This window comes from Streptomyces sp. NPDC046915, assembly GCF_040644935.1.
Classification (GTDB): domain Bacteria; phylum Actinomycetota; class Actinomycetes; order Streptomycetales; family Streptomycetaceae; genus Streptomyces.
In genome coordinates, this window is sequence record NZ_JBEYXB010000022.1 from 22,246 (window position 1) to 33,879 (window position 11,634).

At 70.8% G+C, this 11,634-nt stretch carries 7 protein-coding genes and 1 pseudogene; all 8 read left to right on the forward strand.

Annotation, left to right across the window (positions count from 1 at the left end):
* Positions 1-795 precede the first annotated feature (795 nt).
* The 8 genes and pseudogenes from ABZ915_RS39245 (at position 796) to ABZ915_RS39280 (ending at position 11,634) form a co-directional block, all read left to right on the forward strand.
* Positions 796-1,857 carry a bifunctional DNA primase/polymerase gene (locus ABZ915_RS39245; RefSeq protein WP_361813427.1) on the forward strand — a complete coding sequence of 354 codons (1,062 nt, stop codon included), beginning with the start codon at positions 796-798 and terminating at the stop codon, positions 1,855-1,857.
* Positions 1,854-3,374, forward strand: coding sequence for a phage/plasmid primase, P4 family (locus ABZ915_RS39250; RefSeq protein ID WP_361813429.1), 1,521 nt, complete (start codon positions 1,854-1,856; stop codon positions 3,372-3,374). The genes ABZ915_RS39245 and ABZ915_RS39250 overlap by 4 nt, the downstream gene beginning before the upstream one ends.
* A 193-nt stretch (positions 3,375-3,567) precedes the next feature.
* On the forward strand, positions 3,568-3,951 hold the full coding sequence (locus tag ABZ915_RS39255) for a DUF6009 family protein (protein ID WP_361813431.1): 384 nt from the start codon (positions 3,568-3,570) through the stop codon (positions 3,949-3,951).
* 189 nt (positions 3,952-4,140) lie between these two features.
* Positions 4,141-4,476: pseudogene (locus ABZ915_RS39260) on the forward strand (transposase); the annotation flags it as partial.
* A gap of 234 nt (positions 4,477-4,710) precedes the next feature.
* The gene (locus tag ABZ915_RS39265; protein ID WP_361813433.1) at positions 4,711-5,946 is read left to right on the forward strand and encodes an MFS transporter; all 1,236 of its coding nucleotides are present in this window, start codon (positions 4,711-4,713) and stop codon (positions 5,944-5,946) included.
* 7 nt (positions 5,947-5,953) lie between these two features.
* Positions 5,954-9,472, forward strand: coding sequence for an amino acid adenylation domain-containing protein (locus tag ABZ915_RS39270; protein WP_361813435.1), 3,519 nt, complete (start codon positions 5,954-5,956; stop codon positions 9,470-9,472).
* Between the two features lie 91 nt (positions 9,473-9,563).
* Complete coding sequence (locus tag ABZ915_RS39275) at positions 9,564-9,770, forward strand: MbtH family NRPS accessory protein (protein WP_361813437.1); 207 nt, start codon at positions 9,564-9,566, stop codon at positions 9,768-9,770.
* A gap of 1 nt (position 9,771) precedes the next feature.
* Positions 9,772-11,634: a fatty acyl-AMP ligase gene (locus ABZ915_RS39280; RefSeq protein ID WP_361813439.1), complete on the forward strand. Its 1,863-nt coding sequence runs from the start codon at positions 9,772-9,774 to the stop codon at positions 11,632-11,634.

An 11,634-nucleotide genomic window follows, 5' to 3' on the forward strand; every position in this document is an offset into this window, starting at 1 on the left:
GTCAGCGAACGCAGGTAGTGCTCGGCCCGGTCGACGGTCCATTCGGTTCCGGCGGTGACGGTCAGCTCGTGACGATGCTCGGCGAGCAGAGCGAGCAGTCCGCGTTCGAATTCAGCGGAGGCGCCCTCGATCGTAATCCTCAGGACAGCTCCCGGTGGATTCTTGCCTTGTTCTTCCCGTTCTGCAGGAGGGTCCCAGCCGGGGGAGGGGCCGTCAAGTAGGGACCGTGCCCGCAGGGACTGTTCGCGCTTTGGGTCCCTGCGCTTCAGTCCCTCCGTGTTTTAGCAGGTCAGAGCGCTGCGACAGCTCCAGCAGGGACCGAAGGGACTCAAACTCCTAATTATCACGTGGCTACGCCTGTCGTTTCGTACGCGCGGGCGCGTATGACACAGATTCAACCTCAGCTCATAATTAGAGATTTGAGTCCCTTCAGTCCCTCAGTGGACTAGGATTAGCCCGCTGACCTGCGGTTTTTCCCAAGGGACCAAAGGCAGTCGTCAGCCCCTCCAGTGGGAGAGCTTTAGTCCCTCCCTCCCGCCGGGGCTGGATCAATCCCCCATTTCGGGCGTGGGCGTGGACAGGGACCCAAGGGACTGAGCGACGGATACAGCGGCGCGCCTGCCGGCTACCGGACTCCTGCCTCACCACGACCTACACTCTCTTCCCGAAGTACAGTCCCTTCGGTCCCTGAAGTGGTGTCATCCACGCTGCGGACCGGCGCTTTTCCATAGGGACCGAAACGAAGACCGAGAGCTGACGAGGACGATCCGCGTGCCGCGCCATGGTGAGACCCGCATGCCTGTCGCTGGGGACAGGCCGGTGCCGCCGCATGTCGTAGCCCGCTGGTGCGCCGCGCAGGGCTGGCCGGTCCACCCGCTGGCCCCGGGCCGCAAGACGCCCGCCGCGAACTGCTCACGGTGCAGGGACCGGAACCACCATCCGAGCACATGCCCGTGCCTGCCGCAGGGCAGGCCGTGCCACGGTTTCCATGCCGCGACCACCGACGTGGAGTCCATCGACTCCTGGTGGGGCGAGCAGCCGTCGGCGGGCGTGGGCGTCGCCTGCGGCCCGGCCCGTCTGATCGTCATCGACGTCGACGCGCACCGGGCGCCGGTCCCCGACCGGGGGCGGCTCCTGCCGGGGATCCCCATCCCCGAGGCAGTGGACCTCCACGGTCTGGCGTCGGGCTTCGACACGCTGGCGCTGCTCGCGGCCTACCGCCGGCAGCCCGATCCCTCCCTGGACGACGCCACGTTGCGGGTCCGCACCCCCTCGGGCGGCCTGCACGTCTGGTACCGCACCACCGGCCCCGAGCGGCGGTTCCGCTGCTCGACCGGCTCCAGCCCGAAGACGGCCCTCGCCTGGCAGGTCGACGTACGGGCCGATGGCGGCTACATCATCGCCCCCGGCACCCGCACCAGCGGCGGCACTTACCAGGCCGAGGGCTCCACCCGGCTGCCCGCTCCGCTCCCCGGATGGCTGGAGGACGAACTCGTCCGCACGGGGCACGTCATCGCGCCTCCGCCCGTCCGACCCCCGGCCTCGATACCCCGCCCCCGCGGACGCGGTGCACGGCGCGCGGCCGCCCATCGCGTTCTCGCCCCGCTGCTCGAGCAGGTCGCCGCGTGTGCGGCCGCCCCGGAGGGCACCGCGTTCACCGAGAAGCTGAACCGGGCCGCCTACACCGCCGGAGGTCTCGCCGCGGCCGGTCACCTCGACGAGGCCGCCGCCCGTGACGAACTGCTTCGGACGGCCGACGAAGCCCGCCCGGCCCAGCCTGCCCGGAACGAAAAAATCATCGACCACGGCCTCGCCGCAGGGGCCGCCCACCCGTTCCACCTCGAAGGACGACCATGAGCGCCGACACGCCGCGTTTCGATGCACAGGCCGCCGCTCAGCAGATGCTCGACCTCGAGGCGGCCGCACAGACCTCTAAGCTGCTCCCGGCACAGGCCACGTCGGCCCCAGCCGCCTTTCCGCCCTCGCCCGGGCTGCTGCCGCCGTCCCTGTCCGACCGCGGGAACGCCCGGTTGTTCATCCAGCTCTACCGCGACCAGTTCCGCCACGCGGAGGGCCTCGGCTGGTTCGTGTGGGGCGGCTACCGCTGGAAGCGCACCGGCGGCGAGAAAGCAGCCCTGTGGGCCGCCGGCGAGATGGCCGAGGACATGCCCACCACCGACTCGCACGGCATCTTCTCCGACCGCGATCTGGCCCAGCACAAGCGACGGACCCTCTCGACCACCGGCATGCAGGCCCTGCTCACCCAGGCCAAGGCCTCCCCGGACCTGTCCGTCGACCCCGACATCCTCGACGGCGACCCCTACGCCCTGTGCACCCCGGCCGGCGTCGTCGACCTCTTCACCGGACAGCTGCGCAAACCCGACCCCGCACGCGACCTGCACTCCCGGGCCACCAGCGTCGCCCCACAGACCATGGACACCCCGCGCTGGGACCGCTTCCTGGCCGACACCTTCGGCGACGACGCCGAGGGCCGGGAGATGGTCGACTTCCTGCACCTGCTGCTCGGCTACTCCATCACCGGCGACGTCGGCGCCCAGGTCCTGCCGTTCCTGCACGGCGAGGGCAAGAACGGCAAGAGCGTCCTGCTCGACACCATGATCCAGGTTCTGGGGGACTACGCGGACGCCGCCCCGCCCGGCTTCCTCATGGACCGGGGCGCCTACGCCGAGCACTCCACGGAACTGACCGAACTGCACGGCCGCCGCCTGGTGGTGTGCAGCGAACTGAAGCCCAACGACAAGTTCGACGAAGCACGGGTCCGGCTCCTCACCGGCGGCGACAAGATCAAGGCCCGCCGGATGCGGCAGGACTACTTCTCCTTCAGCCCCACCCACCACCTGTGGCTGCTGGGCAACCACCGCCCCGAGGTCTCCACCGGCGGCTTCGCCTTCTGGCGCCGCATCCGCCTGGTGCCGTTCACCCGCACCGTCGCCGCCGAGCGCCGTATCGACAACCTCGCCTTCGAACTCGTCCGCGACGAAGGCCCCGGCATCCTCCAGTGGCTCGTCGAAGGCGCCCGCCGCTACCTCACCACCCGCGACCCCCTGGAGGGCCCGGACCGGGTCCGCATCGCCACCAGCGCCTACGCCAACACCGAGGACCACATCGGCCGCTTCCTCGCCGAATGCTGCACCCGCGACACCGACGGCGAGAGCGAACTACGCGTCGAGCAGGGCCTGCTCTACACGGAATACAGCTCCTGGTGCACCTCCGGCGAGGGCATCCGCCCCGCCACCCCGCGCACCTTCGCCACCCGCGTCAGACAGGAGGTCGGCCTCAGCTCGCCCTCCGACATGATCAAATCCAACGGCCGCAAGTACTACCCCGGGATCGCCCTGGAGGCCGGCGAATGACCCACCACGCCCCCTCCATCGCACCTGCGGCCCTACGCCGACGCCGCCGACCGAACTACCATGGAGCCCCGGCCCCGCTTCCGGCGGCCCCGCCCCGCTCCAGCGCCACCCGGCGCACCGAGCACCGCACCACATACGCACGCCAGGCCGCCCCCCGTTCCGGGGGCCGGCCGATGAAGGAGGGGCTGCAGCCATGAGCTCGCTGTTGGACGCAAGCGAGATCACCCACGAGCAGGACGTGGTGTGGCTGGAGGACCCAGGCAAACTCCACTACGTCCGCCAGGCCATCGACAAGACCCCACGTCGCAACAACAAGCCGCGCTACGCCCGCGACGGCCGCATGATCGGCTATGCCGTCCTCGACGACCAGGCCGAACCCGACCCGGACAGCGGCCTGTACCGCCGGCGCGTGTTCTTCCTCCTCCCGCACGACCGGGACAGCCAGCCCAACGGCCCCTACGCCGTCGGGGCCCCCGGGGAGGCCGTCGACCCCCGCACCATCCAGCCGAAGAACCCCGGAGCGAAGACGGACCGCTCCCAGGGACGCACCACGGCCATAGCCACTACGGCACCGTGAACACGCACAGCGGAGATTATTCGTCGTCGAGCAGTTTCTAGAAAGCGGAATCCGGTATCTCGTTTTCTGCGGTATCGATCATGGTGAACGCCCCATTCCCTGCAAGGGCGTGAGCATAGCCATGTGCTTCCATTCCCCGGAAGATCCTTACAGGCCATATCATTTGGCCGCTTGATATAGCCTGCCGACGTGGGGATTGTCGAGCGGCTGGTGCCGGATGAGCTGTGGGAATTGTTCCAGCGGGTGGTGCCGGAGGCGCCGACCCGTCCCCAAGGAGGAGGCCGGCGCAGGCACGGTGACCGGGAAGTCCTGGCCGCCATCGTGTTCGTGGCCACGTCGGGCTGTACGTGGCAGCAATTGCCGTCCGCCTCGTTCGGGCCGTCGGGAGCGACGGCCCACCGGCGCTTCATGGAGTGGTCGAAGGCCGAAGTGTGGGCGAAACTCCACCGCTCGATCCTCGACGAGCCAGGATCCCGCGGTGAGCTGGACTGGTTCCGCTGCGTCATCGATTCGGTCCGCATGCGCACTCCAAATGAGATGGCCAATAAGCGATTTGGTTCATCTTTTACTTGAAATCGACTCCGGAATATGAGATCGCCCCGCGGATGGCGAGGGCGCGGAAAGTGTTTGACAGGACTGGATCTCCATGTAAGAGTGGGCAACCGTGTTTAGCGGAAAGGCGTAAAAGAGGCTTACTATCCGCCTGATCCGGCGGGTACGGAGAAGCGGCTGGGGTGGTGAGAGGTCATCGCTGGCGCATTGCGCAAAAATCGACCGTTCTTATTCTTCTGGATCAGCCAAGGAATCTCTGTAGGCGGTGATTCCTTTTCGCTTGTCGCGCTTCCTCTGCTAGTCCTGCACGACACCGGCTCGGTAGTGCAGATGGGCCTGCTCACGGGCCTTACCTCCGTGGGTTCCATCGTGACCGGAGTTTTCGCCGGCGTCATCGTCGACCGGGTCGACCGGCGGAAACTGATGATCGTCTGCGACACGGCGAGAGCCTTGCTCTACGCCCTCGTCCCCCTGCTGTGGCTGATCTCCCCGCAGGTGTGGCTGCTCTACCTCGTGGTTCCGCTCGGCGCCGTCTTCGGCATGGGGTTCCAGATCACGTACGTCACCGCCGTGCCGAACCTGGTGGACAAGGAACAGATAACAGCCGCGAACGGCCGTCTCGAAGCGACATTCGCCGTGATGACGATCGTCGGCATGTCGAGTGCCGGCGTTCTCTCCGCGGTCCTCGGACCGATTACCGCCGTGGCGATCGACGCGGCCACCTTCGGCGTCTCGGCTCTGGGCCTGACCCTCATCAGATTCCGGCCGCCGACGGGTGAACAGGCCCCGGCATCCACCGGCACGGTATCCAAGACGGAATTCACCGCGGGCGTGCGGTTCCTTTGGCGGAACCCGCTGCTGCGCGCCCTGACCGTACTGCTCTCACTTCAGACGTTCATCACGCTGGGCCTCACCGATATCTTCATCTTCTATCTGAAGCACGATCTGAGAGAAGGAGACAGCGCCGTCGGCTACATGCTGGCCGTCGCCGCGATCGGGTCCATGCTCGCCGGCGGACTCGTCGACATCGTGCGTAGGACACTCGGCTTCGGCGTCACCTGGATCGGCGCGTTCACGCTGTGCGGGCTGACCATCGCGGCCATCGGATTCACGAAGAATGTCTATGGGGTGGCCGCACTCGCCGTCGGCTTCCTCTTCTTCACCGGCCTCGCCGGCATCTGCTCGATGTCGCTGCGCCAGGAACTCACCCCCGACGCCCTGCTCGGACGCGTGACTTCGGCGTTCTGGACCATCCACCAGGCCGTCGGCCCGCTCGGGGCCGCCGTACTGACCGCGTCCGTCAACGCGTACTCGGTCGCCTCGGTCTGTCTGGTCGCCGGTATCGCCTGCGCGGTGATCGCGCTCTCCGGAATCTTCACCGCCGTGGGCCGCGCGGGCGCCGGGCGCCCCCTGGTGCCCACACCCCAGACCGAAGGAACGTAAGGGAGACATGAGCACTCCAGCCGACAGGACACGACGGCGCACCGACGACATCCTCGCCACGCTGACCGCCGAGCTCGAGGCACTGCTCGACACGTCCGGCCCCCTGGACCCGGACACCACGCTGGTGGCCCTCGGACTCGACTCCCTCGCCATGTTCGACCTGCTGCACCGCATCGAGACCGGCTTCGGCCTCACCCTCTCCCTGCGGGAGGCGCTGGCGGGGGAGGGGACCCCGCGTTCGCTGGCCCGGGCCGTGGCCGCGGTGGAAGAGCGGCGGGGCACGGCGGACGCCCCCCGGCCGGAGGCGGACACCCCCGCGCCCGACGGCGACCGGTATCCGCTGACGGAGGGCCAGCGGCAGACCTGGTTCCTCAGCCAGCTCGGCGACGACGTCTCCCGCTCCTTCAACGAGACCGTCGTCCTCGACCTCCGCGGCGCACTCCGGGTCCCCGAACTGGCCGATGCCCTGCGGTCCGTCGTGGACCGGCACGAAAGCCTGCACAGCGTCTTCGCCCCGGACGGCACCCACCAGAGCGTCCGCCGAAGCCGGGCCGCGATCCTGCGTGCCGACTTCGGCGAGGAACCCGCCGAGCACCGGGCCGAACTGATCGAGGCGTTCGTGCGTGCCGGGTCGCGGCACGTCTTCGACCTGGCCCAGGGACCCCTGTACCGGATCGCCCTCGCCCGGGTCGACGACGACCGGCACCTGCTCTCCCTGACGGGACACGACCTCGTCGCGGACGGCGGTTCGTTCCAGATCCTCCTCGATGAGATCGCCGCGCTGTACAACGCGGCCTGCTCCGGTACGGACGCCAGCCCGCTGCCCGAGCCCGCCCCCTACCGGCAGTTCGTCCGCACCCAGAGCGCCTACCGGGCCGGCGCGCGGCGGCAGGCCGACGAGGCCTACTGGCTGCGCCGCTACCCCGCCGGCATCCCCGCTCCCGAGCTGCCCCTGGACCGCCCCGTACCGCGCGGCGGCCGGCGCACCGGAGCCGAGGTCGTCCTCGCCCTGGAGCCCGCCCTGGCCGACCGGGTCGCCGCCTGGGGACGGGACCGGGGCCGCACCCCCTTCACCCTGTACTTCAGCGCCTACGCGGCCCTCCTCCACGACATCACCGGGCAGGAGGAGGTCACCGTCGCCGTGCCCGTCCGGCTGCTGTCCGCCGAGGACGGGTCGCGCACCGTCGGCAACTGCGTGAGCGTCGTCCCGGTCACCACGGTGCTGCGCGCCGGCGACAGCTTCCGCGACCTCCTGGACACCGTCTCCCGGTCGCTGCTCGATGCGTACGAGCACGCTCGCTATCCCCTCTCGGACCTGCTGCGGGCCCTCGAAGACAGCACCGGAAAGGGCCACGGCACCGAACTGCCGCTCTTCAACCTGGTGCCCGAACGCCGGGCCGCGGACTTCGCCGGGCTCGACGTGCGCGGCGTTCCCGCCCCCCGTACGAGCGTGTACGCCGACCTCGACGTCTCCCTGCGCCCGGACGGCGACGCGCTGCGGTGCACGTTCGCGTACTGCGCGGAAACCCTCGACGAGGACACCGTGAACGGCCTGGCTAACCGATTCCGCGACCTCCTGGCACGGCTCACCGAGGCGCCCGACCGCCCCGTTCGCCCCGGGCGCGACCGCCTGCTGCCGGAATCCTTCGCCCGGCACGCACGGGAACGCCCGGAGCAGACGGCCGTGATCTGCGGCGCCGACCGCATCGCCTACCGCGAGCTCGACGAGCGGGCGGAACGGCTCGCGCGGGGACTGCGCGCGGCCGGCGTCGACGCCGAGTCCCGGGTGGCCGTCTGCCTCGACCGCTCCATCGACCTCGTGGCGACCGTCCTCGCCGTGTGGAAGGCGAACGGCGCCTACGTCCCGCTGAACGCGGACGACCCCCCGACGAGGCACCGCCAGATCCTCGACGACGCCGCGCCCGCCGTCCTCGTCACCAGCGCCTCCCTGCGGGCACGCTTCGCCGGCACCGCCCTGCCCGTCCTGACGCCCGAAGAGGCGATGGCGGACGCGCAGCAGGCTCCGGACACCGAGACCGCCCCGCACCCCACGCCGCCGCATGCCGCCTCGCTCGCGTACGTCATCTACACCTCGGGCTCCACGGGCCGCCCGAAGGGCGTCATGGGCACCCACGGCGGCCTCGCGAGCACCTACCGCGCCTGGCAGGAGACCTTCGGCATCGCACCGGGCCTGGCCCAGCTCCAGATGGCGAACTTCAGCTTCGACGGCTTCCTCGGCGAGACCATCCGGGCGCTGGGCTCGGGCGGGACACTCGTCGTCTGCCCCCGCGAGGTGATGCTGGACCCGGAGCGCCTGCTCGCCCTGATCGAAGAACACCGGGTGCGGATCGCCGACTTCGTACCGCCGGTACTGCGCCGCCTGGCCGCCCACGCCCGCGAGCACGCCGAGACGCCGCTGCGCGGGCTGGACCTGCTCATCGTCGGCTCCGACCTCGTGCACACCGAGGAGATGAGGTCCGTACGAGGCCTTCTCGGCCCCCACGGCGAAGCCGTCAACTGCTACGGCGTGACGGAGTGCACGATCGACGCCACCGTGGCGGTGTACGCGGACGGCGACGAACGGCACGGCAACGCCCTGATCGGCCGCCCGCTGCCCGGAGTCGAGGCCTGGGTCCTGGACGAGGACCTGAGACCGGTACCGCCCGGCGAGACCGGTGTCCTCCACCTCGGCGGAACCGCGCTCAGCCGCGGCTACCTGGGCGACCCCGCCAAGACGGCCGCCGCCTTCCTGCCGCACCCCTTCGCCGGGGAGCCGGGCCGGCGGATCTACCGCACCGGGGACCTGGTCCGCGAACGCGCCACTCCGTCGGGTCCGCAGCTCGAGTACGTCGGCCGGGCGGACGACCAGGTGAAGGTGCGCGGCTACCGCATCGAACTCGGCGAGATCGAGGCGGCGTTGCGGTCCCTCGCGGGGGTGGCCGACGCGGTGGCCGTCGTCTCCGGCGCGGCGGGGCAGCGGAAGATCGACGCCTATGCCGTCCCCACGGGCGGCCCGGACGCGGCCGACACCACCGGCTGGTACGAGGGACTGCGCTCCGCCCTGCCGCACTACATGCTGCCCGACCACATCGTCGTGGTCGCACAGCTGCCCACCACCAGCAACGGCAAGGTCGACCGTGCCGCGCTCACCCCCGCGGCCGGCCGGGCCGTGGCGCGGCCGGTGCACGGCGCCCCGGGCCCCCGGCCGGAGGAGGGACGGTCCACGGACACCCAGCGCCGCCTGCGCGCGATCTGGGCCGAGGCGCTGCAACTCGACGATGTGGGAGTGAGCGCCGACTTCTTCGACGCGGGAGGCGACTCCCTGCTCACGATGCGGGTGATCGGCGAGATCAGGGCCATCTGGGGCGCCGAGATCACCGTGAAGCAGTTCTACGACAACCCCACCGTGGCGCAGCTCGCCGCCGAGATCGACACGGCGGCCGCCGCCGGGACGGATCCCGCCGCCCACCGGCCGCTGCCGTCCATCCAGCGGATCGAACGGCGCGCGGTCCGGCTTCCTGACTGAGCCGCGAGTACCGCCAAGTCCCAAGGCCGCGCCCACGACAGCGCCACCGGCGAACCGGACCACCCTAGACACCAGCAGGAGGAGCCTCGCCATGCTCAGCAGCGAGCCCGAGACGTACCGCGTAGTGGTCAACCACGAGGAGCAGTACTCCATCTGGCCGTCCGGCCGTGACGTCCCGGACGGCTGGACCGAGGTGGGCGTGCGGGGCAGCAGGGACGTCTGCCTCGACCACATCGAGCGGGTCTGGACCGATCTGCGCCCGCTGAGCCTGCGGCAGGCCCTGGCGAACGAGTCCTGACATGAGCGTCACACCACACGCCACGGACATACACGCCGAGGACATACACCCCACCGCCGTGCCCCTGCCCGCGCAGGACCTGGTCGAGCTGCTGACCCGGCACGCCCGCACCCGCCCGGACCACACCGCGCTGGTCCATCTCGGGCCCGACGGCACGGAGGTGGCCAGGCTCTCCTACGGGCAGCTGCACGAGGAAGCGTGCGACCTGGCGGTCCGGCTCGGCGGGATCGCCGCACCGGGGGAGCGGGCGCTGCTGGCCTACCCCGACTCGAGGCACTTCGCGTCGGCACTCTTCGGCTGTCTGTACGCCGGCCTCGTCGCGGTGCCCGTCCCGCTCCCCACCGTCCCGCTCCCCACCGGCCCGGCCTCCGGCGGACGGGCGTCGGCCAGGACCGCGTCCGTGATCGAGGACTGCGCGCCCGAGCTGGTGCTCACAGCGGGATCCGAGGAGTACGACCTTGCCGGGCACTTCGGCGGGAACGTGCCCGTGCTGGACACCTCGCAGCGGCTCGGCGCACCGGTCGGCCGGTGGCAGGGGTACCGCCCGTCCCCGGACGACGTCGCGCTGTTGCAGTACACCTCGGGCTCGACGTCCGTGCCGCGTGGTGTGCGGCTCACCCACCGCAACTTCATCGGCAACCTGACCGACATCCTCGCGGCGCAGGGCGTCGGCGAACTCGCCGACCCGGCCCACTTCGTCACCGTGAGCTGGCTGCCGCACTTCCACGACATGGGGCTCGCGCAGATCCTGGCCCCCCTCTCGGCCGGCGGCAGCTCCGTCCAGATGTCCCCGACCGCCTTCCTGCGCAAGCCGGCCGCGTGGCTGCGGGCCATCACCCGGTACCGCGGATACAGCGCGTCCGCCCCGAACTTCGGGTACGACCGGTGCGTCGACCGCGTCACCGACGCGGAGAAGGCCGAACTGGACCTCACGCACTGGCGGGTGGCCCTCAACGGCGCGGAACCCGTCCGGCCCGGCACGCTCGCCCGCTTCCTCGCCGCCTTCGAGCCCTGCGGCCTGGCACCCGCCGCCCTGAGCCCCTCCTACGGGCTCGCCGAGTCGACGGTGTACGTCAGCGGCTTCCGCGCGCCCTGGGACCCGCTGACCCTCACGGTCTCCGCGCGGGCGGCCGATGAGGACAAGCGCGTGGTGACCGACCCCGACCCGGCCGACGCGCGTGTCTACGTGGGCTGCGGCCGCTGGCCCGGGAGCACCCGCCTCGTCGTCGTCGATCCGTCCACCGGCGGTGAGTGTCCCGCGGACGGCATCGGTGAGATCTGGATCCGCGGCGCGGGCGTCTCCGGCGGCTACTGGCGGCAGGACGAGGCGAGCGGGGACAAGTTCCGGGCGACCCTGGCCGGCGACACGTCGGGAGAGACGTTCCTGCGCACCGGAGACCTGGGATTCGTCCACGAGGGGCAGCTGTTCGTCATCGGCCGGCGGGACAGCGTCATGGTCGTCAACGGCCGCAACCACCACGCCGAGGACATCGAGCAGACGGTCACGGCGAGCCACCCCGCCGTCGCCGTCGGCGGGACGGCCGCCTTCCTGGCCGAAACGGAAGGCGCCGGACCAGAACGGGCCGGACCGGAAGGCACCGGACCGGCCGTGGTCGTCGTGGCCGAGCTGCGGCGCGAGGCGCTGGCCGCGCTGTCCCCGGCCGGGGACCCGGCCGGGCTGCGGGCCGAGGTGACCGCCGCGGTGCAGGCGAAGGTGTTCGCCGAGCACCAGGTCGCGGTCACGCGGGTGGAGCTGCTGCTCCCCGGCGGGCTGCCCCGGACCACGAGCGGCAAGGTGCAGCGCGCCGTCTGCCACCGGATGTGGCGTGACGGCGGGCTGCGGCGCTGGCGATGCGAGGAGTGA